23 protein-coding genes and 1 pseudogene are annotated in these 24,367 nt (G+C 73.3%); 10 read left to right on the top strand and 14 right to left on the bottom strand.

The window, feature by feature from the left end; translation table 11 throughout:
• Window positions 1–2: 2 nt before the first annotated feature.
• The 8 genes from cysD to OG711_RS09305 all read right to left on the bottom strand — a co-directional run bounded on the left by cysD (window position 3) and on the right by OG711_RS09305 (window position 5,529).
• Window positions 3–992: a sulfate adenylyltransferase subunit CysD gene (gene cysD, locus OG711_RS09335; protein ID WP_266507279.1), complete on the bottom strand. Its 990-nt coding sequence runs from the start codon at window positions 990–992 to the stop codon at window positions 3–5.
• Window positions 989–1,588, bottom strand: a complete 600-nt coding sequence (gene cysC / locus OG711_RS09330; RefSeq protein WP_073789760.1) for an adenylyl-sulfate kinase — start codon at window positions 1,586–1,588, stop codon at window positions 989–991. The genes cysD and cysC overlap by 4 nt, the downstream gene beginning before the upstream one ends.
• The gene (locus tag OG711_RS09325) at window positions 1,585–2,364 is read right to left on the bottom strand and encodes a phosphoadenylyl-sulfate reductase (RefSeq protein WP_329559040.1); all 780 of its coding nucleotides are present in this window, start codon (window positions 2,362–2,364) and stop codon (window positions 1,585–1,587) included. Before OG711_RS09325 ends, cysC begins: the two co-directional genes overlap by 4 nt.
• Window positions 2,361–2,540, bottom strand: a complete 180-nt coding sequence (locus tag OG711_RS09320; RefSeq protein WP_073789762.1) for a hypothetical protein — start codon at window positions 2,538–2,540, stop codon at window positions 2,361–2,363. Before OG711_RS09320 ends, OG711_RS09325 begins: the two co-directional genes overlap by 4 nt.
• The gene (locus tag OG711_RS09315; protein ID WP_073789764.1) at window positions 2,537–4,246 is read right to left on the bottom strand and encodes a nitrite/sulfite reductase; all 1,710 of its coding nucleotides are present in this window, start codon (window positions 4,244–4,246) and stop codon (window positions 2,537–2,539) included. The genes OG711_RS09320 and OG711_RS09315 overlap by 4 nt, the downstream gene beginning before the upstream one ends.
• Before the next feature lie 173 nt (window positions 4,247–4,419).
• On the bottom strand, window positions 4,420–4,503 hold the full coding sequence (locus OG711_RS39095; RefSeq protein WP_353961789.1) for a putative leader peptide: 84 nt from the start codon (window positions 4,501–4,503) through the stop codon (window positions 4,420–4,422).
• Window positions 4,504–4,653: 150 nt separating this feature from the next.
• Window positions 4,654–5,223, bottom strand: coding sequence for a GNAT family N-acetyltransferase (locus tag OG711_RS09310; RefSeq protein ID WP_329559039.1), 570 nt, complete (start codon window positions 5,221–5,223; stop codon window positions 4,654–4,656).
• A gap of 123 nt (window positions 5,224–5,346) precedes the next feature.
• Window positions 5,347–5,529 carry a DUF397 domain-containing protein gene (locus OG711_RS09305; protein ID WP_329559038.1) on the bottom strand — a complete coding sequence of 61 codons (183 nt, stop codon included), beginning with the start codon at window positions 5,527–5,529 and terminating at the stop codon, window positions 5,347–5,349.
• 301 nt (window positions 5,530–5,830) lie between these two features.
• On the opposite strand from OG711_RS09305, the gene OG711_RS09300 reads away from it, so the two are divergent.
• On the top strand, window positions 5,831–6,076 hold the full coding sequence (locus OG711_RS09300; protein ID WP_329563708.1) for an ATP-binding protein: 246 nt from the start codon (window positions 5,831–5,833) through the stop codon (window positions 6,074–6,076).
• A gap of 46 nt (window positions 6,077–6,122) precedes the next feature.
• Here the strand turns inward: OG711_RS09300 and OG711_RS09295 are convergent, their stop codons facing one another.
• Both OG711_RS09295 and OG711_RS09290 read right to left on the bottom strand, forming a co-directional pair.
• Window positions 6,123–7,397: a helix-turn-helix domain-containing protein gene (locus tag OG711_RS09295; protein WP_245876827.1), complete on the bottom strand. Its 1,275-nt coding sequence runs from the start codon at window positions 7,395–7,397 to the stop codon at window positions 6,123–6,125.
• Window positions 7,398–7,800: 403 nt separating this feature from the next.
• The gene (locus OG711_RS09290; RefSeq protein WP_329559037.1) at window positions 7,801–9,453 is read right to left on the bottom strand and encodes an acyl-CoA dehydrogenase family protein; all 1,653 of its coding nucleotides are present in this window, start codon (window positions 9,451–9,453) and stop codon (window positions 7,801–7,803) included.
• Between the two features lie 17 nt (window positions 9,454–9,470).
• Here OG711_RS09290 and OG711_RS09285 point away from each other — a divergent pair.
• The 3 genes and pseudogenes from OG711_RS09285 to OG711_RS09275 all read left to right on the top strand — a co-directional run.
• Window positions 9,471–10,652: pseudogene (locus OG711_RS09285) on the top strand (YihY/virulence factor BrkB family protein); the annotation flags it as partial.
• A gap of 447 nt (window positions 10,653–11,099) precedes the next feature.
• Complete coding sequence (locus OG711_RS09280; protein WP_099280931.1) at window positions 11,100–12,029, top strand: AraC family transcriptional regulator; 930 nt, start codon at window positions 11,100–11,102, stop codon at window positions 12,027–12,029.
• 11 nt (window positions 12,030–12,040) lie between these two features.
• The gene (locus OG711_RS09275; protein ID WP_329559036.1) at window positions 12,041–12,736 is read left to right on the top strand and encodes a helix-turn-helix transcriptional regulator; all 696 of its coding nucleotides are present in this window, start codon (window positions 12,041–12,043) and stop codon (window positions 12,734–12,736) included.
• Between the two features lie 16 nt (window positions 12,737–12,752).
• On the opposite strand, the gene OG711_RS09270 is transcribed toward OG711_RS09275, so the two are convergent.
• Window positions 12,753–13,139 (bottom strand): VOC family protein, encoded by a 387-nt coding sequence (locus OG711_RS09270; protein WP_099281003.1) that lies wholly within the window; start codon window positions 13,137–13,139, stop codon window positions 12,753–12,755.
• Window positions 13,140–13,392: 253 nt separating this feature from the next.
• Between OG711_RS09270 and OG711_RS09265 the strand changes: the two genes are divergently transcribed.
• Window positions 13,393–14,766: a radical SAM protein gene (locus OG711_RS09265; RefSeq protein WP_073789780.1), complete on the top strand. Its 1,374-nt coding sequence runs from the start codon at window positions 13,393–13,395 to the stop codon at window positions 14,764–14,766.
• 103 nt (window positions 14,767–14,869) lie between these two features.
• Here OG711_RS09265 and OG711_RS09260 read toward each other — a convergent pair whose 3' ends face one another.
• A complete protein-coding gene (locus OG711_RS09260; protein ID WP_329559035.1) occupies window positions 14,870–15,415 on the bottom strand; it encodes a hypothetical protein in 546 nt (181 codons plus the stop codon).
• Between the two features lie 399 nt (window positions 15,416–15,814).
• Between OG711_RS09260 and rsgA the strand changes: the two genes are divergently transcribed.
• The 4 genes from rsgA to OG711_RS09240 all read left to right on the top strand — a co-directional run bounded on the left by rsgA (window position 15,815) and on the right by OG711_RS09240 (window position 20,341).
• Entirely contained in the window at window positions 15,815–16,939 is a 1,125-nt protein-coding gene (gene rsgA, locus OG711_RS09255) for a ribosome small subunit-dependent GTPase A (protein ID WP_329563706.1), read from the top strand.
• 311 nt (window positions 16,940–17,250) lie between these two features.
• Complete coding sequence (locus tag OG711_RS09250) at window positions 17,251–18,720, top strand: bifunctional transcriptional activator/DNA repair enzyme AdaA (protein WP_329563704.1); 1,470 nt, start codon at window positions 17,251–17,253, stop codon at window positions 18,718–18,720.
• A 5-nt stretch (window positions 18,721–18,725) separates the two neighbouring features.
• On the top strand, window positions 18,726–19,271 hold the full coding sequence (locus OG711_RS09245) for a methylated-DNA--[protein]-cysteine S-methyltransferase (protein WP_266510283.1): 546 nt from the start codon (window positions 18,726–18,728) through the stop codon (window positions 19,269–19,271).
• A 77-nt stretch (window positions 19,272–19,348) separates the two neighbouring features.
• Complete coding sequence (locus OG711_RS09240) at window positions 19,349–20,341, top strand: arsenic resistance protein (protein WP_329559034.1); 993 nt, start codon at window positions 19,349–19,351, stop codon at window positions 20,339–20,341.
• 112 nt (window positions 20,342–20,453) lie between these two features.
• Here the strand turns inward: OG711_RS09240 and OG711_RS09235 are convergent, their stop codons facing one another.
• Both OG711_RS09235 and OG711_RS09230 read right to left on the bottom strand, forming a co-directional pair.
• Window positions 20,454–20,936: a DUF456 domain-containing protein gene (locus OG711_RS09235; protein ID WP_073789784.1), complete on the bottom strand. Its 483-nt coding sequence runs from the start codon at window positions 20,934–20,936 to the stop codon at window positions 20,454–20,456.
• A gap of 87 nt (window positions 20,937–21,023) precedes the next feature.
• Entirely contained in the window at window positions 21,024–22,010 is a 987-nt protein-coding gene (locus OG711_RS09230) for a helix-turn-helix domain-containing protein (RefSeq protein ID WP_266507248.1), read from the bottom strand.
• A gap of 961 nt (window positions 22,011–22,971) precedes the next feature.
• Here OG711_RS09230 and OG711_RS09225 point away from each other — a divergent pair.
• Window positions 22,972–24,267 carry a protein phosphatase 2C domain-containing protein gene (locus OG711_RS09225; protein WP_329559033.1) on the top strand — a complete coding sequence of 432 codons (1,296 nt, stop codon included), beginning with the start codon at window positions 22,972–22,974 and terminating at the stop codon, window positions 24,265–24,267.
• The last annotated feature ends 100 nt before the right edge of the window (window positions 24,268–24,367 follow it).

The raw sequence follows: 24,367 nt of genomic DNA, 5'->3' as shown, positions 1-24,367 counted from the left end.
GGCTAGAAGTACCCCTCGCGCTTGCGGTCTTCCATCGCGGCCTCGGACATCTTGTCGTCGGCGCGGGTGGCACCCCGCTCGGTGAGCCGGGACGCGGCGATCTCCGTGATCACGGCGTCGAGCGTGACCGCGTCCGAGTCGACGGCTCCGGTGCAGGACATGTCCCCGACGGTGCGGTAGCGCACCAGCCGGCGCTCCAGCGGTTCGCCGTCCTTCGGGCCGCCCCATTCGCCGGGGGTCAGCCACATACCGGAGCGCTGGAACACCTCGCGCTCGTGGGCGAAGTAGATCCGCGGCAGCTCGATCGACTCCCGGGCGATGTACTGCCACACGTCCAGCTCGGTCCAGTTGGACAGCGGGAACACCCGGACGTGCTCACCGGGCGCGTGCCGGCCGTTGTAGAGCTGCCACAGCTCGGGGCGCTGACGGCGCGGGTCCCACTGGGAGAACTCGTCGCGCAGCGAGAACACCCGCTCCTTGGCGCGGGCCTTCTCCTCGTCGCGCCGTCCGCCGCCGAACACGGCGTCGAAGCGGTGCTGCTGGATGGCCTCGGTCAGCGGCACGGTCTGGAGGGGGTTGCGGGTGCCGTCCGGGCGTTCGCGCAGCACCCCGCGGTCGATGTAGTCCTGCACGGACGCGATGTGCAGCCGCAGTCCGTGCCGGGCCACCGTCCGGTCGCGGTAGTCGAGGACCTCGGGGAAGTTGTGCCCGGTGTCGACGTGCAGCAGCGTGAACGGCACGGCCGCGGGGGCGAACGCCTTCAGCGCCAGATGCAGCATGACGATGGAGTCCTTGCCGCCGGAGAACAGGACCACCGGCCGTTCGAACTCGCCCGCCACCTCGCGGAAGATATGGACGGCCTCGGACTCCAGCGCGTCCAGGTGCGACAGCGCGTACGGGCTCCGTGTCTGCGCCGGCGCCGGTGCGCGGTGGCCGCCGTGCTCGCCGTGGCTGCCGTGCTCGCCGCGGGCCGTGGTCGCGGTCGGTGTCATGCCAGACCCCTCTCGGTGAGCAGCGCGTGCAGCGCCGCCGCGGACTCCTGCACGGTCTGGTCCTGCGACTCGATCCGCAGATCGGGCGCCTCGGGCTCCTCGTACGGGTCGTCCACCCCGGTCAGTCCGGAGATCTCGCCCGCCGCCTGCTTGGCGTACAGGCCCTTCACATCGCGTACGGAGCACACGTCCACGGGGGTGGCCACATGCACCTCGACATAGGTGGTACCCGCCGCCTGGTGCCGCTTGCGTACGGCGTCCCGGCTGTCGGCGTACGGCGCGATCACCGGCACCAGCGCGAGCACGCCGTGGGAGGCGAGGAGTTCGGCGACGAAGGCGATGCGCTGGACGTTGGTGTGCCGGTCCTCGCGGCTGAAGCCGAGGCCCGCGGAGAGGAACTCACGGATCTCGTCACCGTCGAGCACCTCGACCCGGCGGCCCGCGGCGCGCAGCCGGTCGGCCAGCGCGTACGCGATCGTGGTCTTGCCCGCGCTGGGCAGGCCCGTGAGCCAGACGGTGGCTCCCGTCACGTCGTTCTCCTCGGCACTGTGGTTCTCCTCCTGGGGGGTGGGGGCGCCCTGGGTGGGGGCGGTCATCCGTGCAGCCCGCACTCGGTCTTGGCGCGGCCCGCCCAGCGGCCCGTACGGGCGTCCTCGCCCGCCAGGACCCGGCGGGTGCAGGGCGCGCAGCCGACGGAGGCGTAGCCGTCCATGAGCAGGGGGTTGGTGAGCACGCCGTGCTCGGTCACGTACCGGTCCACGTCGTCCTGCGTCCAGCGGGCGATGGGGGAGACCTTCACCTTGCGGCGCTTGGCGTCCCAGCCGACGACCGGGGTGTTCGCCCGGGTCGGGGACTCGTCGCGGCGCAGTCCCGTCGCCCACGCGTCGTAGTGGGTCAGGCCCTCCTCCAGCGGCTTGACCTTGCGCAGCGCGCAGCAGAGGTCCGGGTCGCGGTCGTGCAGCCGCGGGCCGTGCTCGGCGTCCTGTTCGGCGACGGTGCGGCGGGGGGTGAGGGTGATGAGGTTGACGTCCATCACGACCTCGACCGCGTCCCGGGTGCCGATGGTCTCGGGGAAGTGGTAGCCGGTGTCGAGGAAGACGACGTCCACACCGGGCATGGCGCGGGCGGCGAGATGGGCGACGACCGCGTCCTCCATCGAGGAGGTGACGCAGAACCGGGGGCCGAAGGTGGTGGTGGCCCAGGTGAGGACGTCGAGCGCGGGGGCGTCCTCCAGTTCGCGTCCGGCCCGCTCGGCGAGGGCCTTCAGTTCGGCGTCCCGGCCGGTGGGCGGACCGGCCGGTCCTCCGCTGCGGTGGCCGTCCGGATGGTGGCCTTCCGTGTCGCGCTGATCCGAGGTCTGAGTGGCCGTCATATCTCGTCCCCTCCGCTGTCCTGCCGTCGAAGTCCCCGGGAGAGCAACCCGAGGAACTTCAACTGAAAGGCGCGGCTGCACGCCGCGCATTCCCAGGCGCCGTGGCCCTGCTCGTTGGGACGCAGATCCTCGTCGCCGCAGTAGGGGCAGTGGAAGGGTGCCGCGCGCTCGCTCATGACAGTGCCTCCTCGGAGGCACGGGTCACCCAGGTGGCGAACCGCTCGCCGTCCTCGCGCTCCGCCTCGAACCGTCGCACCACACGCTCGACATAGTCGGGAAGTTCGCTGGAGGTGACCTTGAGCCCGCGCACCTTGCGGCCGAACCCGGCCTCCAGACCGAGCGCGCCGCCGAGGTGCACCTGGTAGCCCTCGACCTGGTTGCCGTCGTCGTCCAGGACGAGCTGTCCCTTGAGACCGATGTCCGCCACCTGGATACGGGCACAGGCGTTGGGGCAGCCGTTGAGGTTGATGGTCAGCGGCTCCTCGAACTCGGGCAGTCTGCGCTCCAGCTCGTCGATGAGGGACGCGGCACGCGCCTTGGTCTCGACGATGGCGAGCTTGCAGTACTCGATGCCCGTGCACGCCATGGTGCCGCGGCGGAACGGGGACGGGGTGACCCGCAGGTCCAGCGCTTCGAGCGCGGCGACCACCGAGTCGACCCGGTCCTCCGTGATGTCGAGGACGATCATCTTCTGCTCGGCGGTGGTCCGCAGGCGTCCCGAGCCGTGGTCCTCGGCGAGTTGGGCGATCTTGGTGAGGATCGTGCCGTCCACCCGGCCGACGCGCGGCGCGAAACCGATGTAGTAGCGGCCGTCCTTCTGGCGGTGGACGCCGACATGGTCGCGCCAGCGCTCCACGGGCTGTTCGGGCGCGGGCCCGTCGTGCAGCTTGCGCAGCAGGTACTCGTCCTCCAGGACCTGGCGGAACTTCTCCGCGCCCCAGTCGGCCACGAGGAACTTCAGCCGGGCGCGGGTCCGCAGCCGGCGGAAGCCGTGGTCGCGGAAGATCGAGATGACGCCCTCGTAGACGTCCGGGACGTCGTCCAGGGACACCCAGGTGCCCAGCCGGACACCGAGCTTGGGGTTGGTGGACAGCCCGCCGCCGACCCAGACGTCGAAGCCGGGTCCCAGCTCGGGGTGTTCGACCCCGACGAAGGCGATGTCGTTGATCTCGTGCGCCACGTCGAGCAGCGGTGAGCCGGAGACCGCGGACTTGAACTTGCGGGGCAGGTTGGAGAAGTCCTTGTTGCCCACGATCCGGCGGTAGATCTCCTCGATGGCGGGGGTGCCGTCGATGATCTCCTCCTCGGCGATGCCCGCGACGGGCGAACCGAGGATCACCCGCGGGGTGTCGCCGCACGCCTCGGTGCTGGACAGACCGACCGCTTCCAGCCGCCGCCAGATCTCCGGGACGTCCTCGATCCGGATCCAGTGGTACTGGACGTTCTGCCGGTCGGTGAGGTCGGCGGTGCCGCGCGCGAACTCCTGGGAGATCTCACCGATCACCCGCAGCTGCTGGGTGCTGAGCCGTCCGCCGTCGATGCGCACGCGCATCATGAAGTACTTGTCGTCCAGCTCCTCGGGCTCCAGGATCGCGGTCTTGCCGCCGTCGATCCCGGGCTTGCGCTGGGTGTACAGACCCCACCAACGCATGCGTCCCCGGAGGTCGTTGGGGTCGATCGAGTCGAAACCGGCCTTGGAGTAGATCGTCTCGATGCGGGTCCGCACATTGAGACCGTCGTCGTCCTTCTTGAACTGCTCGTTGCCGTTCAGCGGGGTGTAGTGCCCCTTGGCCCACTGGCCCTCACCGCGGTGACGGCTCACCTTGCGGCGGGGCGCGGCTGCGGCGGGCTTCTGCGGCGGCGTCGAGGCCGTGGAGACCATGGGTATACGTCCTTCGGACAGGCAGGAATGCGGCTCTTGCCTGCGCATACGGGAAGGGCACGGATGTGTGCATCCGTGCGCTGCGCTGCGCAGTTGCGTTCGAGGAAGACGTCAGCGGTGACGTGAGGTGCTGCGGGTGGGGGGACGGCTGTGCGACGGCTTGCGGAGAGCGGTCAGCGCGCCGGACAGATGGCGCTGGACACGCGGCCGAGGTCGACATGACGTCGACTCACCAAGGGGATTCCAGCGGAAGGCATGGCGGAAGCGTGGCACGGGGTTGTCGGGCCGGTCCAGCGTTATCCGAGATGTGGACACCCTGGTCCCGCATCGTGAGACGAGGGTGGTGTGGGTCACATGGCGCGGGGCGCCAGGGCGCGCCCCGCGGGGTCGTTCGGCGTCCTCGCAGGTCAGTACGGTCCGGCGGCCGGCCAGGGCCCCGGCGTCGCCACGTCCCGCTCCTCCTCGACGCGGGTGTCGAAGAGCCGGAAGCCCCGCCGCTGGTAGTTGCCCAGGGCGTGCTCCCCGTCCTTGCTGCAGGTGTGCAGCCAGACCCGGTCGGTCGGGGGCAGACCGGGCCAGCGGTCCGCCAGATCCCAGGCGCGGGCCGTGCCGTACGTCAGCAGATGACCCCCGATCCTGCGGCCCCGGAACGCCGGGATCAAGCCGAAGTACACGATCTCCACCGAACCGTGTTCCTGGGCCTGGAGCTCCACGTACCCCGCCGGGGTGCCCCGCTCGTAGGCGACCCACGTCTCCGTGCCCGGCCGCTCCAGATGCCGCCGCCACTCGGCGTACGTCCGGGGCAGCAGGTCCGTCCAGCGGATGTCACCGCCCACGGCGGTGTACAGGAAACGGCTGAATTCCGGGGACGGGACCTCGGCGCGGACGATCCGGACGTCGCCGTCGGGCTCCTTCGCCGGGACCAGGTCCCCCGGGGCGGTCTGTTCCAGGGACCACGTGGTCACGGAGATGCTCATGGGGCAAGGGTACGGAGCCCGTCCGGGCAGGTCACGGGGCCCCTCGCGTCCATGGAGTACGCCCCCGGTGCGGCTACGGCCGCGCTGGGGGCGTTTCGTCGCGCGGGTCCGGCCGCACCGCCGCTACGAGGCGAGGTCGCCGCGACGCAGGCTCGTCACGAACGTCCGCCACCCCTCATGGGTGTGCATGATCACCGGTCCTGCCGCCTGCTTGCTGTCCCGCTGGGCCACCGACTCCCCGAGGCGTACCTCAACGCAGTTGGCCTGCCCGCTGCTGTACGACGACTTCACCCATTCCTGACTCATGACTCCCTGTATCTCCTTGCTCCGTCCGCGAGGACGCGGAGTGTCGCGTCCTCGTCGAGTGCCACTGACCAGATACCCGCGAACGCGCGCTCGTACTGTGATGACTCGGCCATCTTGTCGTGGTACCCCCCAGCGCCCCAGCAGGGTAGGTGGCGCCGGCCGCGAGAAGAGGGCCTGTGTCGACGCGTGAAGCGGCGTGCCGGGCATGGCGTGGCACCCGCTCGAAAGGGACACATGATCCAGCAATGGCAACGACCACGGGCCGGCACCGGTAACGCACCCGCCCTGCTGCTGCCGCGAGCTGGTGACCAACGCCGTGCGGTACGGGTCCCGTCCGGGGGACGCCGTACACGTCGTCATCGACGCCGACGAGTCCCGGACGCGGGTGGAGGTGATGGATCATTCGCGACGCCGTCCACGGCGCCGCCGGAACGCCGCACCGGGCACCCGTGGGCGCGGTCTCCTCCTGCTCGACGTGCTGTCGGCCCGGTGGGGTGTCGACGCGAGGCCGCTGGGCAAGGCCGTCTGGGCGGAGGTGCGGCGATGACGGTAGCCGTGTGCCGTATCCGCGCCGATGGCGGACATGGCAGCCGTCACCCCGCCTCCGGCCCGCCCCGGATCGACGGGGCCGACGAATGGGGGAGCAGGTCGCACCCCCGCTCCGGGCGGGCGACCTCCACCACCGCGTCCTCCCGGAACCGGTACGGCCGGTGCTCCAGCAGCCCGCCCAGGTACCTCCGTATCCGTGACACCTCGGCCCGGACGGTCACCGTGCGGCCCGGGTCGCCGAACAGTGCCTCGGCCAGTTCGGAGGCGCTGCGCCCGGGGCGGTGCACGGCGAGCAGGTACAGCAACTCGGCGTGCCTTGGCGTCAGTTCATGGGTCCAGTCGCCCGCCCCGCCGGACACCGTCACGAACGACCGCCGGGTCCCGGAGACATCCAGGAAGACGCGCGTAGCGGCCGCTTCACGCGGCTCCTCGATCCGCAGCAGCCATCCCCCGGGCAGCATCTCCACCCGGCAGTCACCGAGCGACGGCAGCCACGCCCGTCCCTGGGCGAGCCCCCGGGGCAGCGCCACCCGGTCCACCGGCGGCATCCCCGTCACCCCGGCCGTCCAGCCGTCCCGGTCGACCGCGAGCGCCCGCCCGCCGACCCGCGCCAGCACCGGCGCCGCCACCGACCGCAGCCGGTCCAGCCCGGTCAGATGGCGTTCCCTCAGCCACGCCTCGGCCAGCTTCGCCACGGACGCCACCAAGGCCTGCGTCGCCGGATGCTGGGTCTCGTGCGGGCCGCTCACATCGATCCCGCCGAGCAGCCGCCCGTCCCGCGGATCGGTGATCGGCGCGCCCGCGCACGTCCAGGGGTGCTGCGCGCGGACGAAGTGCTCGGCGGAGTGGACCCGCACCGGCCGCCGGATCACCAGCGGCGTCCCCACCCCGTTGGTCCCGACCGCCCGCTCGCTCCAGTCGGCGCCCGGCTCGAAGCCGAGCAGATCCGCCTTCCGCAGCACCGCCGGATGCCCCTCCCGCCACAGCACCCGGCCCTCCGCGTCACAGATCGCCATGATCGACTGCGCCTCGTCGGTGACCGGCGCGAGCGACTCCCTCACCAGGGGCAGCACCTCGGCCAGCGGTGAGCGCTGACGCCGCTCGGCCAGCTCCTCCAGGCTCAGCAGATCGCCCACACAGCACTGCTCCGGATCGAGACCGTCACGCACCGCCCGTATCCAGGACTCGTTGATCACCGCGCGCGGCGGCGGGCCGGCCCGCCGGCCCGCCAGGGTCGCCGCCCGGATCTCCTTGAGCAGTCCGGCCGCCCGCTCCGCGTCCATGGCGGCGAGCCTGGCCACGTCCATGGCTGACGGCATCACAAAAGCCTCCCCGATTCACGCACCGCCCGCGCGTACCGCCATCCGGGAGCGGGCTCCCCCGTACCCATGGTGCCCCCATACATGGTCCGGGCACACGGACCGTGCGCTTCCGTTGCAACCCTGTGCAACTCTGGCGGACCGTCGAACGTTGTTCAAAGCTGAGCACGGCGCCGCTCGTTCGGCGCGCGCTCCGTTCACGGGGCCGGGTGCGGGGGTGGCGCCGTGTCGGCGCGGCACCACCCCCGCGACCGTACGTACCGCCCGGCCGCGCACCCGCCGGGCCCGTGGCCGTCGGCCACGCGCGATCCCGCCGGAGCCGCACCCCGCCCGGCCGCGAATCCACCGGGCCCGCACGCCTTCCGGCGCTCCCCTCTTCCGGCGCTCCCGCCCGCGCGTCCCCCTACGCCACGGGACGGGCCCGCTCCACCACCGACCCCAGGTCCAGGGTGTGCGCGAGGGTGCCGAACGCGTGGCCCCAGTCGCCGCCCAGCCGTGAGGAGCAGAACGCGTCCGCGACCTCCGCCGGTGCGAACCGCACCAGCAGCGAACCGGTCAGCACCAGGGCCATCCGCTCCACCACCCGCCGCGCCCGCGCCTCCAGCCCGCTCAGGTCCGCCAGCTCCGTCAGCAGGTCCCTCACGGCCCGGTCCAGCCGGTGGTCGGCGCCCCGCGCCCGTCCCACCTCCACCAGGAACGCGTTGAGCGCCGACGGTTCGCGTTGCAGCGCCCGCAGCACGTCCAGCGCCTGCACATTGCCCGAGCCCTCCCAGACGGAGTTCAGCGGCGACTCGCGCAGCAGCCTCGGCATCCCGGACTCCTCCACGTACCCGTTGCCGCCCAGGCACTCCAGCGCCTCCACCACCAGCGGGGTGCAGCGCTTGGTCACCCAGTACTTGGCGACGGGCACCGCGAGCCGCAGGAACGCCCGCTCCGACTCCCCGGAGCCGTCCGCCGCCTCCGCCGCGTCGCAGGCCGCCGCCAGCCGCAGCGCCAGCGTCGTCGCCGCCTCCGACTCCAGCGCCAGATCGGCCAGCACATTGCGCATCAGCGGCTTGTCGATCAGCGGCCCGCCGAACGCCTCCCGGTGCGTCGCGTGGTGCACCGCCTGCGCGACCGCCTGCCGCATCAGCGCCGCCGAACCGAGGACGCAGTCCAGCCGGGTCGCCGCCACCATCTCCACGAGGGTGCGCACCCCGCGCCCCTCCGGCCCCACCCGCCGCGCCCAGGTCCCGTCGAACTCGACCTCGGCGGACGCGTTCGACCGGTTGCCCAGCTTGTCCTTGAGCCGCTGGATCGCGAACACGTTCCGTGAACCGTCCCCCAGCACCCGTGGCACCAGGAAGCACGTCAGCCCGTCCGCCGCCCGCGCCAGCACCAGGAAACCGTCCGACATCGGCGCCGAACAGAACCATTTGTGACCGGTCAGCGCGTACTCGCCGTCCGCGGCGAGCGCCCGCGCGACCGTCGAGTTCCCCCGGACGTCACTGCCGCCCTGCTTCTCGGTCATCCCCATCCCGAGCAGTGCCCCCGCCTTCGACGCCGCCGGACGCAGCCCCGCCTCGTACACCCGGGAGGTGAGCCGGGGCTCCCACTCGGCCGCCAGCTCCGGCTCGGCGCGCAGCGCGGGCACCGCCGCGTGGGTCATCGACAGCGGGCAGCCGTGCCCCGCCTCGACCTGCGACCAGACCATGAATCCGGCCGCCCGCCGCACATGCCCGCCCGGGGTCGCCCACGCGGCTGTCAGCCCCGCCCCGACCCCCTTGCCGAGCACCCGGTGCCAGGCCGGATGGAAGTCGACCTCGTCGATCCGGTGGCCGTAGCGGTCATGGGTCCGCAGCTTCGGCGGGTTCTCGTTCGCCTGGGCACCCCACTCCTGCGCCTGCGCCGACCCGGCGGCCTCCCCGAGCACCGACAACTCGGCCGCCGCCACCGGCAGGAGCACCGGGTCGAGATGCCGCGCCACCGCCTCCGACAGGGCCCGGTCGGCGGCGAAAACGTCGTACCCCGTCAGGGGCGGGGACTGGTTGGTCACTGTGTGGGTGCTCGCTGCCATGCCGATACGGTAAGGACGTGCAGCAGGCAAAAGAAACACCTGACCGGCCAGCCGGTCGTCTTCATCGGGCCCGAGCCCTCTACCGGGACGTCTCCAAACGCAGGACCACCTGGTTGCTGCTCAAGGACACCGTCAACTCGTGCATCGAGTACCGGATTCTCGGCCTCGCGGCGGAGGCCGCGTTCTTCACCCTGCTGTCGGTGCCGCCGCTGCTGCTGAGCCTCATCGGACTGCTCGGCTACGTCGACTCCTGGACCGGCGCCTCCACCATCGCCAGCGTGGAGGCCAATCTCCTGGAGGCGTCCCGAACGGTCCTCTCGGACAAGGGCGTCAGCGAGATCGCCCAACCCATCCTGGAGGACGTGATGAAGGGCGGCAGGCCCGACATCATCTCGCTGGGGTTCCTGTTCGCCCTGTGGTCCGGCTCCCGCGCGGTGAACGTCTTCATCGACACCATCACCGTCATGTACGGCCTCGACGGCGCCCGGGGCATCGTCAGGACCCGGCTCCTGTCCTTCCTGCTGTTCCTGGTGGCCCTGCTGATCGGTTCGGTGGCGCTGCCGCTGATGGTCGCCGGGCCGGACGCGGTGGTGAAGGTGGTGCCCTGGTCCGCGACGGTCGTCCAGGTGTTCTACTGGCCGGTCGTCATCGTGCTGTCCGTGGCCTTCCTGACCACGCTCTACCACGTGTCCGTACCCGTCCGCTCGCCCTGGGTCGAGGACGTGCCCGGCGCGCTCGTCGCCCTCGCCATGTGGGTGCTCGGCAGCTTCCTGCTCCGTATCTATCTGACGAACACCGTCGAGGGCCCCACCATCTACGGCTCGCTCGCCGCGCCCGTCGCGGTGCTGCTGTGGATCGGTGTCTCCGCGTTCGCGGTCCTCGTGGGCGCCGCGGTGAACGCCGCGATCGACCGGGTCTGGCCGTCCGTCGCCACCGCCGCGGCCCGCGCCGCGCAGGAGCGGGCGCGGCAGGCGCAGATCGCGGAGTACGTCGCCCGCGCCGCCGCCTGGCGACGGCACGGCGGCGAGGAGTACTCCGTCTTCCCCGACCTCGGCGAGCCCGCGCCGACGGGCTTCTCCGACGACGCGGACTACGCCGACTACTCGGACGAACCCGGGATGCCGTCCGAGTTCCCCGAGCGCTGGTCGAGGTTCCTGCCGCCGGAGGACGTGGGCTCCCGGCTCCGTCACCATCTGCGCCGCGGCGCCGACCCCGGCCGCCCCGACGAGGACCCCACCGCCGAGGGCGGCCCCGGGAAGCCACCACCCGCCGACGGCACCCGCGAGATGAACGGCGCCCAGGGTGGGAGCGGTGCCCACGGCCTGAATGGGACGAACGGCAGGGGCGTGGCCAACGGCTGGGCGGTCGGCCCCGGGCCCGCGGGGAGTACTGAGGGCGCCGCCGTCCAGGGCGGTCAGGGCGGCTGGTGGGTCACCGAGACCGAGAACGGCGAGGACGTGTGGGGCGGCGGCACGGCCCGTCCCCCCGGCAGCCCGGCGGGACGCCACCGCCGCGACGACCACCGCCCCTGACCCGTCACGCCCGCACCCGCGCGAGTACCCGCACCGGCACCCGTCCCGTACCGGTCGGCCCAGGTGCGGGAACCCGGTTCCGGGGCCCGGGGTGCCGCGGCTACGCTGACCGCCATGGACGCCCTCGCCGGTCTGCTGGAAGGCCCACGCGCGCGTGGCGCCTTCCTGATCCGCGCCTGCTTCGACCCGCCCTGGTCGGTCCGGGTCGAGGACCGCGCGCCGCTGTCCCTGATGGTCATGCTCCGCGGCGAGGCGTACATCGTCCCCGAGTCCGGCGCCACCGTCCGTATCGGCCCCGGTGACATCGCCATCGCCCGCGGCCCCGACCCGTACACCTGCGCCGACGACCCCGCGACCGCGCCCCGCGTCCACTGCCTGCCCGGAGAGGTCTGCGCGACCCCCGACGGCGTACTCCTCGGCGGCGCGCTCGACCTGGGTTCGCGCAACTGGGGCGAACGGGCCGACGGGGCGGTGTCGCTGCTCATCGGGACGTACCAGCTGCGCGGCGAGATCAGCGGACGTCTCCTCGAAGCGCTGCCCCCGCTGCTCACCCTCACCGCCGGGAGCTGGGACCACGCGCTGCTGCCGCTGCTCGCCCAGGAGATGGACCGTGAGGAACCCGGCCAGGACGTCGTCCTCGACCGGCTGCTCGACCTGATCGCCATCCAGGCGCTGCGGGCCTGGTTCTCCCGCCCGGAGGCCGAGGCGCCCGCGTGGTACCTCGCCCTGGCCGACCCCGTCGTCGGACGCGCCCTGCGGCTGCTCCAGGACGATCCCGCGCACCCCTGGACCGTCGCCTCGCTCGCCGCCAAGGCCGGAGTCTCCCGGGCGGCCCTCGCCCGCCGCTTCACGGACCTCGTCGGCGAGCCCCCGATGGCGTACCTCACCGGCTGGCGGCTCGCGCTCTGCGCCGATCTGCTGCGGGACACCGACCTGACCATCGGCGCGATAGCCCGCCAGGTGGGCTACGGCAGCGCGTTCGCCCTGTCCAGCGCCTTCAAGCGGGTGTACGGGGTGAGCCCGCAGGAGCACCGGGCGCCGTAGCCTTGGTACGCATGGGGTACGTGGAACGCGCCTCCCGGGTGCCCGGGGCGGTGGTGTGGAGCCGGGACATGCCGCCCGGCGCGGGCGGGCGCCGGACACCGGTGCTGCCCGACGGCTGCATGGATCTGCTGTGGACCGAGGGGCGTCTTTTCGTCGCCGGACCGGACACCCGCGCCCAGCACGGCGGCGGCGGTGACGTGCGCCGTGTCGTGGGCGTCCGCTTCGCGCCCGGGACCGCGCCGGCCGTCCTCGGGACGCCCGCCCGCGTGCTGCGCGACCGCCGGGTCGACCTCACCGAGCTGTGGCCCCGGCCGCTGGTGCGCGCGCTCATCGGCCGGGTGGACGCGGCCGACGACCCGATGCGTGAGCTGGAGGCTGTCGCGGGGGAGGGGTGGAGCCGCTCGGCGGGCACCGACCCGCTCGTCGGACGGATCGTCGCGGGACTGCGGGCCGGACGCAGCGTCGCGGCCGTCGCGGACGGGGCCGGGATCGGGGCGCGGGCCCTGCACCGGCTCTCCCTCGACGTGTTCGGGTACGGGCCCAAGACCCTGGCCCGGGTCCTGCGCTTCCAGCGGGCGCTGGACCTCGCGCGGACGGGTGCGCCGCTCGCCGAGGTCGCCGTGCGCTGCGGCTACGCCGACCAGCCGCACCTCGCCCGCGAGGCCCGCGCCCTCACCGGCACCCCGCTGACCGGTCTGCTCGCCTGAACCACCGGCCCCCCGGTCAGCCCAGCGGCGCGAACAGGTCCACCGAGTTGCCGTCCGGGTCCAGGACCAGCGCGTAACGCTGCCCCCAGGGCGCGTCCCACGGCGGGTGCTCGCCCTTGTACCCCGCGGCGAGCAACTCCTCGTAGACGGCGTCCACCCCGTCCTCGCAGAGGAACGCGAGGCCCACCCGGCCGTCACCGGACGGCGTGGTGAACCCGGGCAGGAAGGACCGGATGGTCTCCTCCGTGTCGAGCGCGAAGCGCAGGCCCCCGGGCAGTTCGGCCTCCGCGTGCGGAGCGGTCTCGGAACCGGCGGGGAACGCCAGGCCGAGCCGGCGGTAGAAGGCGACGGATGCCGCCATGTCGGAGACCACGACACTGACAAGATCGAATCGTACGTTCATGGGGCGAGCGTAGACACCTCCGGCCGCCCCGGTCTTGAACGAATCGGACAGCGCCGCCCGGTCGGCCCCGCGACCGCCGCGACCGGGACGGGATACGTCGCAGGTCGTAGGTCTCCTGGGCCCGGGCCCAGGTCCGTCCCCCGCGCGCGGGGGCATACGGTGGAGGACCGGAACGCAGACGGACAGCGGCGAGCACCGGCGCCGCGGACCCGGTGCACGGCACCCGTCCGCGGCCAGGGAGCGAGGAGACACGATGGGTACCACCGACAGCACCGACACCGCGGACGGCACGGTGCCACGCACCGCGCTGGTCGAGGATCTGCTGGAACGGTTCCCGCACGTACCCCGGGAGGCGGTGTTCAAGGAGGACCTGCTGCGCGGCGGGATGGCCTTCGACGAGTCCGCCCTCAGCGACACCGGCAACGAGGCCACCGGCGACGTCAAACCGAAGTCGTACTTCATCTTCTCCTTCGACCACGGCACCCTCCCCGAGCTGGGCGCCGCCGCGCTGCGCCGCCCGCCCGAGGAGATCGTGCTCACCGGCGGCCCCTACGACCTGCGCCGTACGGTGGTCTCGGTCCGGGTCAACCCGGCGTCCCCGTACCGGGTCGCCGCCGGTGACGACGGGGTCCTCGGGCTGTACCTCGACGGCCGCCGCATCGCCGATGTGGGCCTGCCGCCGATGCCCGACTACTACCGGCACAAGCTCGCGAACGGCAAGTCCGTGATGGAGGTCGCCCCGACCATCCAGTGGGGCTACCTCATCTATCTGACGGTCTTCCGGGTCTGCCAGTACTTCGGCGCCAAGGAGGAGTGCCAGTACTGCGACATCAACCACAACTGGCGCCAGCAGAAGGCCGCGGGCCGCCCCTACACCGGCGTCAAGGACGTCGACGAGGTGCTGGAGGCCCTGGAGATCATCGACAAGTACGACACCGCCAGGACGTCCACCGCGTACACCCTCACCGGCGGCGCCGTCACCTCGAAGATCGCCGGGCGCGACGAGGCCGACTTCTACGGCCACTACGCCAAGGCCATCGAGGAGCGCTTCCCCGGCCGCTGGATCGGCAAGGTCGTCGCCCAGGCGCTGCCCAAGGACGACGTCCAGCGCTTCAAGGACTACGGCGTGCAGATCTACCACCCCAACTACGAGGTGTGGGACCGCAGGCTGTTCCAGCTGTACTGCCCCGGGAAGGAACGTTACGTCGGCCGCGACGAATGGCACCGCCGTGTCCTCGACTCGGCGGACGTGTTCGGCGCCCGCAACGTCATCCCCAACTTCGTCGCCGGGGTAGAGATGGCGGAGCCCTTCGGCTTCACCACCGTGGACGAGGCGATCGCCTCCACCACCGAGGGCCTGCGCTACTTCATGTCGCACGGCATCACCCCCCGGTTCACCACCTGGTGCCCCGAACCGACCACCCCCCTCGGCAAGGCCAACCCGCAGGGCGCGCCGCTGGAGTACCACATCCGGCTGCTGGAGGCGTACCGCGCGACGATGGACGAGTTCGGGCTGACCTCCCCGCCCGGCTACGGTCCGGCGGGCCCCGGCCGCGCCGTGTTCTCCGTCAGCTCGTTCATGGACAGCCTCGCCCCGCAGGAACCGGTCGCCGTCACCCGCGACTGACCCGGCGGGGTCCCCGGCCGACCGCGCCGGCCCCCGACCCATGACGGTCCCCGGCCGCGCACCGGCCGGGGACCCGCGGGACCTGATCGGCGCTCGCCGGACCTCAGCAGCGCTCGCCGAACTTCACCACGCCGAGCGTCACCGGCTCACCCGCGTACGCGCTCCCCGGCGCCGGTTTCTGCGTGCACACCTTCCAGTTGGACTCCACGACCACCGAACGGTCCTTCCCGCCCAGATCGTTCACGGTGACGCTCGCCGAACTGTCGAGGGACTGCCGTACCGCCCGGACCGACTTGCCCCGGAAGTCGAGCAGGGTGCTCCGGGTCCGCTGGAGCTCCCCGTCCTTCGCCGGACACTTCTCCGCCAGCTTCACCGTCGCCAGATCGATCTTCGTCCGCTTCGGATGCGTCCCCGGCCCCGGACTCTGGCCGCACACCTTCCAGTTGCGGTCGAGTGCCTGGAGCCGTCCGCGCCCCAGCGCGTCGTGCGAGGTGAGACGGCTGAACCCGGCCTCCTTCGCCTGGTCCTGCGCGGAATGGAGCCCCTTGCCCGCCAGATCCGGCAGCTTCGCCTTCTCCTCCTGCGGACTCCCGCACCCGGCGAGAGCCAGCAGCCCCGTGGTCAGCAGCGCGACGATACGTCGGTGCACGATTCCCCCTGTACGTGATGGATGTCCCCACGGACATGATGCGCGGCCGGACCCCGCCGGACGGGCGAAGTGACGCTCCCGTGATCCATGGACGCCCGGCCCGGAAAACCCGTTGACGTGCCGCCGGGTGCGGACGCTACGGTGATCCCGTTCCCGTGCCGGCGGACCGCCGGCACCACAGCGCAGTGTGATCCAGGAGGTGTCGACCATGGCTGTCGCCGCTAAGGGCCTTGCCCTCGACCCGAAGTCCACGTATGCCACCTCCGTGGTTCCCGGCTGACAGCGAGAACTCTCTCCATCAGCGACCCGCGCCCCTCGCGCGGCGGGAGCCACACCCCTGAAGGGTCAACTCCGTTGTCCGCTGTGCCTTCCGTATCCTCCGTACCTTCCTCTTCCGCGCTGTCCGCGCGCTCTGCGTACTCCCCGGCCGTCCCGTCGCTGCCCGCCCCGCATCCGCTCGCGGTCTACGGCTGGGACGACGACTGGGCGGCCTCGTTCGCCCCGCACGCCGCGCGGGGGCTCGTGCCCGGCCGGGTCGTCCGGGTCGACCGGGGACAGTGCGACGTCATGACCGAGGACGGACTCGTCCGTCCCGACACCGCCTTCGTCGTCCCCCACGACCCGCTGCGGGTCATCTGCACCGGTGACTGGGCCGCCGTCGACCCCGAGGGCGGCGACCCCCGCTATGTCCGCAGCTATCTGCCGCGCCGTTCCGCGTTCGTCCGCTCCACCTCCTCGAAGCGGTCCGAGGGGCAGATCCTCGCGGCCAACGTCGACCACGCGATCATCGCCGTGTCCCTCGCCGTGGAACTCGACCTCGGCCGGATCGAACGCTTCCTCGCGCTCGGCTGGGAGTCCGGCGCCCAGCCCGTCGTCGTCCTCACCAAGGCCGACCTCGTCCCCGACGCCACGACCCTGTCCCACCTCGTGGAGGACGTGGGCACCAGCGCGCCCGGGGTGCCCGTACTGCCGGTCAGCGCCCGGTCCGCGGAGGGCCTCGACGTGCTCGCCGCGGTGGTCGCCGGAGGGACGAGCGTGCTCCTCGGGCAGTCCGGCGCCGGGAAGTCCACCCTCGCCAACGCGCTGCTCGGCGAGGACGTCCAGACCGTCCAGGACAACCGGGACGTGGACGGCAAGGGCCGCCACACCACGACCACCCGCAACCTCCTCGTGCTGCCCGGGGGCGGGGTCCTCATCGACACCCCCGGACTGCGCGGCGTCGGACTCTTCGACGCGGGCAGCGGCGTGGGACAGGTCTTCTCCGAGATCGACGCGATGGCCCGCGACTGCCGCTTCCACGACTGCGCCCACGAGGCCGAACCCGGCTGCGCGGTCACCGCGGCCGTCGCGGACGGCACCCTCCCCGAACGGCGCCTGGAGAGCTTCCGCAAGCTGATGCGGGAGAACCAGCGGATCGTCGCCAAGTCCGACGCCAGGGCCCGCGCGGAACTGCGGCGCGAATGGAAGCGGAAGGACGCCGAGGGGCGGGCGGCGGGTGCGATCAAGCGGGGCGGCCGGCTCTGAGCCGTCGTGCCGCGTGCCGTCGTGCCCCGTGCCGCCGTGCCGCCGTGCCGCCGTGCCCCGGGTGCTCGCCCGCGGACGTGCTCGCTCCCGTGCGGGTACGTCCGCGGGAGGGCGGTTCCCCGTGCCCGCCGCGGGTTCGTGCGAGTGGGCCCGCTTGTTCCCGCGCGGGTACGTCCGGGGGCGCGGGGTTCCCCGTGCCCCTTCGGGCGCTCACCCGGGGCGCTCATCCGGGGGACCGGCCGTGACGCCCGGACTCCATGTCCGAAATCCGCCGGAACCATGCCCTCGGCTCGCGGACAATGGGAACCGTGATCGATGAAGAGACCAGGTACGAGGCGGTACGCAGCCGCGATGCCCGCTTCGACGGGGAGTTCTTCTTCGCCGTCGAGACCACCGGCATCTACTGCCGTCCCAGCTGCCCCGCGGTGACCCCCAAACGGCAGAACGTCCACTACTACCCCACCTCGGCGGCGGCCCAGCGCTCCGGCTTCCGGGCCTGCCGCCGCTGCCGCCCCGACGCGGTACCCGGCTCCGCCGAGTGGAACACCCGCGCCGACACCGTCGCCCGCGCCATGCGCATGATCGGTGACGGCGTCATCGACCGCGAGGGCGTCGCCGGACTCGCCACCCGGCTCGGCTACAGCGCCCGCCAGGTCCAGCGCCAGCTCACCGCCGAACTCGGCGCGGGCCCGGTCGCCCTCGCCCGCGCGCAGCGCGCGCACTCCGCTCGCGTCCTCCTCCAGACCACCGCCCTGCCCGTCACCGAGATCGCGTTCGCCGCCGGGTTCGCCAGCGTCCGCCAGTTCAACGACACCATCCGCGACGGTTACGGCACGACCCCCACCGGACTGCGCGCCGCCGCGCCCCGCGGCCCGCGCGGCCCGGTCACCCCGTCGACCGGCCTTCCCCTGCGCCTCGCCCACCGGGGCCCCTGCCCGACCGGGCCCCTCCTCGACCTGCTCGCCGAGGAGGCCGTCCCCGGCATCGAGGAGGTCACCGGGGTCCCGGGCGCCCGCGTCTACCGCCGCACCCTGCGGCTGCCGCACGGCGCGGGTGTCGTCGCCGTGGACGAACGCCCCGGCGGACCCCGCCGCACCGCCACCGGCGGCATCCGGCACGGCGGCTGGCTCGACGCCCGGCTGCACCTCACCGATCTGCGGGACCTGACCACCGCCGTCCAGCGACTGCGGCGCCTGTTCGACCTGGACGCCGACCCCTACGCCGTGGACGAACGCCTCGGCGCGGACCCCCGGCTCGCCCCGCTCGTCGCCGCCCGCCCCGGACTGCGCGCACCCGGCACCGCCGACCCCGACGAACTGGCCGTCCGCGCGCTGCTCGGCCCCGCCGACGTCCGGCGGCTCGTCGCCCGCTACGGCAAGGCACTCGACGCCCCGTCCGGCACCCTCACCCATCTCTTCCCCGAGCCCGCCGTGCTCGCCGCAGCCGAACCCGGCGGCCTCCTCGGCGCGCTCACCACCGCGCTCGCCGACGGCACGCTGCGCCTCGACGCGGGCGCCGACCGTGACACCGCCCACCGCGCCCTGCTCGCCCTGCCCGGTATGGACCCGGGCACCGCCGCGACGATCCGCGCCCGCGCCCTCGGCGACCCGGACGCGGCCCCGGAACCCGGTTCATACGGTCTGCCCGTCCCGGACGCCTGGCGGCCCTGGCGCGCCTACGCCCTGTGGCATCTGTGGGCGGCGGGCAGGCCACCGCACGCCGTGGCCACCCCCTGCCCGCGCCCCGCACCCCGACCGCACACCCCGACAGAGAGCCCGTGATCACCATGACCGGCCCGAGCACGACCGCCGCCACCGCACCCGTCGTCCTCTGCACCACCCTCGACAGCCCCCTCGGCCCGCTGTTGCTCACCGCCGACGACTCCGGGGCCCTCACCTCGCTCTCCGTCCCCGGGCAGAAGGGCGGCCGGACGTCCGAGGACGGCTGGCGCACCGCGGAGGAACCGTTCCGGGACGCCCGCGAACAGCTCGCCGCCTACTTCGCCGGGGAACGTACGGAGTTCCGGCTCCCGCTGCGCCCCGAGGGCACCGAGTTCCGGCGCCGCGTCTGGGACGCCCTCGACGCCGTGCCCTACGGCACGACCACCAGCTACGGCGAGCTGGCCGCCCGGATCGGCGCGTCCCGTGCCGCCGTCCGCGCGGTGGGCGGCGCGATCGGCGCCAACCCGCTGCTCGTGCTGCGCCCCTGCCACCGGGTCATCGGCGCCGACGGCTCCCTCACGGGGTACGCGGGCGGCCTCGACCGCAAGCGGCTGCTGCTCGCACTGGAGGGGTCCGGACCCGGGGGAGCACCGGTACCGCCGTCGGCCTGAGAATGGTGGTCGTCCGCGAGGGACCATGGAGGTCTTGAAAGTCAGGGGCGGGCGCCGGTACGGAGCGAGGAGCACGGGTGTCGCAGGAACGGTCCGGTCCGGTCGAGCGGATGGAGCGCCACCAGATCGCGGTGTATCTCGGCGCGATGGCGGCGGGCGCCCTCACCGGCTGGGCGGCCCCGGCGGCCGGACCGGGCCTGGAGCACGCCATCAACCCGGTGCTCGGCGTGCTGCTGTTCGTCACCTTCCTCCAGGTCCCGGCCGCCGAGCTGGTCCGCTCCCTGCGCGACGGACGGTTCCTGTCCGCCGCCCTGGTGGTGAACTTCGTGGTGGTGCCGCTGGTGGTCGCCGCGATGTTCGTCCTGCTGCCCGCCGACCAGGCCGTGCGGATCGGGGTCCTGCTGGTCCTGCTGTGCCCGTGCGTGGACTACGTGATCGTGTTCTCCGGACTCGCCGGTGGCTCCGCGCGCAGGCTGCTGGCCGCGACCCCGCTGCTGCTGGTCGCGCAGATGCTCCTGCTGCCCGGTTTCCTGTATCTGTTCATGGGCCCGGACCTCGCCGACATCGTCGAGACCGGGCCGTTCGTGGAGGCGTTCGCCGTCCTGATCGTCGTCCCGCTGGCGCTGGCCTGGGCCCTCCAGGCATGGGCCGCGCGCCGCCCGGCCGGGCGGCGGGTCTCCGACGCCGCGACGGCCACGATGGTGCCGCTGATGGCCGCCACGCTGCTGGTCGTGGTCGCCTCCCAGGTCCCCAAGCTGGGCGCCGGCCTCACCGATGTCGCGGCCGTCGTCCCGTTCTACGTGGCGTTCCTCGTCGTCATGGCCTTCGCGGGGAAGGCCGTCGCCCGGGTGTTCCGCCTGGACGCCCCCGCCTCCCGGGCCGTCGTCTTCTCCGGCGCGACCCGCAACTCCCTGGTCGTCCTGCCCCTCGCGCTGGCGCTGCCCGACGCCCTGTCGGTGGCCGCGGTCGTGGTGGTCACCCAGACCCTGGTCGAGGTCCTCGGCATGGTCGCCTACGTCCGCCTCGTCCCCCGTCTCGTCCCCGACCGCGAGGCCACCGTCACCGTCTGATCCCGGTCCCCACGCACCGGTCCGGTCGCACCCGACCCGTACGGCCGGACGGGTGAGCGGGCCGGGTCCTGGCCGGTTCGGGCTCATGGCGTGGTCCCCCGTGGCGGGAGCGCTAGCCCCACAGCACCGTGCCCAGCCACGCGCCCGCGACCAGCAGGCAGGCGCACCACTCGACGAGGACGCTCCAGCCTCCGGCCCGCAGCGCGGTACGGGTCGAGGCGACCGCCTCGCCGTGGCCGCCCAGCCGTACCCGCTCCGCGAGATAGATACCGCCGACGAAGCCGGGCACCGACCCCACCACCGGCACCAGACAGAAACCGACGACCGAGCCGAGCCCCGCGTACAGGGCCATCCGGCGGGTGGCGCCGCTGTGCCGCAGTCTGCGGGGCGGCAGCTGCCAGCGCACCGCCTGCGCCACCAGCATCAGCACGGTGGAACCGACGAGGACCCCCCACGCGGTCGTCCGGGTGTCCTGCACCGCCCACCACGCCACCGCCGCCCACACCAGCCACGAACCCGGCACGCCCGGCACCAGCACCCCGCACAGGCCGAGCAGCATCACCACGCCGACCAGCAGGAGTTCCCACGCTCCCATCCGCCCAGCCTGCCGGAGTACGCCCCACCGCGCGCGCCGGGCGTCGGGAGCCTTCGGCGGCTCCGGCCTCCCGGAACCGCCGCCGGGTCAGGGGGTCCGGGACACCCAGCCGCGCTCGTACGCGTGCCAGCCGAGCTGGAGCCGGGTCGTCACGTCCGCCAGTTCCATCAGCCGTTTCACCCGGCGCTGCACGGTCCGCAGCCCGAGTTCCAGCTGATGCGCGGCGCTCGCGTCGGTCAGTCCCATCAGCAGCAGCGAGAGGATCTCCAGATCGAGCGCGTCCGGTCCGTCGGGGGACGGCGCCGCGACGGTGCCGCCCCGGCCCAGCCGCAGCGGGAGCGCCTCCCGCCAGACCGCCTCGAACAGCCCGGACAGCGACTCCAGGAGGCCGCAGCTGTGCACGACGAGCGCGGACGGCTCGGCCGAGTGCGCCACCAGGGGCACCATCGCCAGCGAACGGTCCGCTATCAGCAGCTTCGTCGGGACGCGGTCCGCGACCCGGACCTCCTCGTCCCGGCCGAGCGCGGCGGACAGCTCCCGCACCCCGGTCGGCTGCGACAGCACCTCGCGCTCGACCACCACCCGGTACGCGACGCCGCGTCCCGCCGCAGCCGCCTCGGCCTCGTTGTCGGCGCCCGACACGGCGATCGGGTCGCCGGTCACCAGGGCGCAGACCTCGCGTTGCGCGCCGAGCTGGAGCTGGAGGAAGCGCTGGGCGATCGCGCCGGTGCCGGTCACCACCTCGACCAGGTCGTGCACGGCGGGTGCGGCGGCCCGCTCCTGGTACTCCTGCGCCAGCAGCGCGGCCGAGAGCTCCGCCCGCTCCAGCTCCCGGCGGCGGCGGGCCAGCAGGGCGGCGAGGGCGACTCCCGGGGGTGCGGCCACCCAGCGGCCCGGGCGGCCCGACGCCTGTGCGGCGAGGCCGTGCCGTTCCAGCTGGCGCAGGGCCCGGTCGGTGGCCGGTTCCGCGAGGGTGAGCCTGCGGGCCAGTTCGGGGATGTCGGCGGCGCCCACCGCCACGAGGGCGCGGTACGCGGATTCGTGCACCTCGTCCAGTCCCAGTGCGGACAGCATCAGACGGTGTCCCTCCCCGTTCGTTCATGTGCAGTATGCGGGTCGCCTTCGCTTGCGCTTCCCAGGTCGGTCCGGCGGGACGCACTTCGTTCCTGTGCCGTCGTTCGTCGTTTTCGCGCAGTTCCCCGCGGGTCGCCTTCGCTTGCGCTTCCTAGGTCTGTCCGGGTGGACGCGCTTGTTCCTGTGCTGTCGCTTGTGGGTTTTGCGCAGTTCCCCGCGCCCCTGGATGCTGCCTCCTGCTGTCGCTCGTCGGGTGCGGGCCGGTTCTCGTCTTCGCGCAGTTCCCCGCGCCCCTGTCGGGGCGCCATCTGCTGGTTCTTCGGGTCGGTGCCGGTCGGGATTCTCCGTCCTCGCTCCAACGCGCTCGGTACGACGTGTCCTTACCCGGCTGAAGAGCATCGGAGTCTGCGGGCAGAGATTCCCGCCCACCCCCTTCGCTGAGTCCTGCGACTGCGCGAGGAGGGTGTGCCAACCCCGCCCGGGCTGACGCCGGCCCGCAGACGGACGGCAGCCCCAGTCGGCCGCCCCTTCAGGGGCGCGGGGAACTGCGCGAGCAACCACGGGCCACCCGCAGCCGAACGGCTACCGCAGGGGGCGCCCCCAAAGGGGCGCGGGGAACTGCGCACCCCCGGACGGCCCGCACGGGGACAGGTACGTCCAGGTGGGGAACCCTATGGGGCGCGAGCGAAGGCGACCCGCGGGGAACTGCGCACCCCCGGACGGCCCGCACGGGGACAGGTACGTCCAGGTGGGGAACCCTATGGGGCGCGAGCGAAGGCGACCCGCGGGGAACTGCGCACCCCCGGAGTACCCGCACGGGAACAGGTACGTCCAGGTGGGGAACCTCAGAAGCGCAAGCGAAGGCGACCCGTGGTCTCACTTTGTCGATTCGTCTTCTTATGTATCGACGGATTTTCTGTATGACCGTTTTCGGGCGCCGCGGGCCGTGAACAATACCGCCATGAGCCAGCAGGGGGAGAAGCCGTCGGACCGCCAAGAGGACGACGGGTGGGGCGACTTGTACGCCGACTGGTCCGAGGGGCGGAGCGAGGACCCGGCCCCCGCCGGGGACACCGACACCGTCGACGACCGTTTCGTCTCCGTCGCCACCGTGACTGACACCGGCACAAGCGAGGCCGGGCCGGTGGAACCGCCCGAGGCGCCCGTACCCGCTCCGCGTCCGGCGGAGCCCGCTGTGGTGCCGCCGCCGTGGCAGCCCGCCGGCTCGTCCACCGGACCCCGTACCTTCCGGCTGGGCCGTCCCGCACGCGCGCGCCGGGAACGCGCCGAACCGGGGGAGCCGCCGGTGGTCGCCCATGTGGGGGACCGTCCGCCCACGTACGAGGCCGAGCCCACCGCGCTGCCCGCCGCCGATCCGGACGCGCTGGCGGAACTCGTGCCGGACACCGTGCTGGACGGGGCCCGGTACGGGACGTCCGTGCTGCGGGCCGTGTCCACCCGGGGGGACTCGGCCCGCTACCGGGGCGAGCACCGCGGGGACGCCCTGCTGACCGTCCGGTTCGGCGGCGGCGACGACGCGCTGGTCCTGGTGGCCCTGGCCACCGGCGCGCGTGGATCGGCGACCGCCCGGCCCGACGCCGTCGAGGCCACCCGGTGGATCGCCGGTGCCGTCGGCCGCAGTCACGCCCGGCTCGCGGGGGACATCCGGGCGGCCCGCCGGGGCGATCTGAAGTCCGGACTGCACCGGCTCACCGACCGCGGTCTCGGGATGCTCCGCGCCCGGGCCAGCGAGGCGCCGCCGGAGCACCCGGTGAGCCTGCGCTGTCTGCTGCTGCCCGCCGACCCGGCCTGCCGGACCCGGGTCTTCTTCGGGGTCGGTGACGGCGGACTGTTCCGGCTGCGCGACGGTGAGTGGCAGGACATCGAACCCCGGGCCACCGACGCCGCCGGTGAGCCGGTGATGGGCTTCGGCTCACCGCCGGACGCGAGCGTCCCGGACGACCCGCAGGCCGGGGAGCCGGGGATCGCCGCGCCCCCGAGCCCCTACGAACCGGCCCCGGAGCAGCCCCGCGACCCGTTCCGCTTCCGGGCGTCCGTCGCCCGCCCGGGGGACACCCTGCTGCTGTGCTCACGCGGCCTCGCGGAACCCCTGCGCGGGGAGCGGGCGCTGGCCGCGCATCTCACGTCCCGCTGGTCGGAGGGACCACCCGGGCTCGCCGCGTTCCTCGCGGACGCCACCGTCCGGGTCAAGGGCTACTCCGACGACCGCACCGCCGCCGCCGTCTGGGAGGCGTGATCCCGCGGCCTGTGAATTCATGGACGCAGCACATACCGGGCCCGTGAGCGGGTACCCGGCGCTGCGACCGGAGAACACAGGCGACGCGAAGGCGCGGCGC

This window comes from Streptomyces uncialis (assembly GCF_036250755.1).
Taxonomy (GTDB): Bacteria; Actinomycetota; Actinomycetes; order Streptomycetales; family Streptomycetaceae; genus Streptomyces; species Streptomyces uncialis.
The sequence above is the reverse complement of the archived record's forward strand: the minus strand, read 5'-3'. Positions and strand labels throughout refer to the sequence as shown.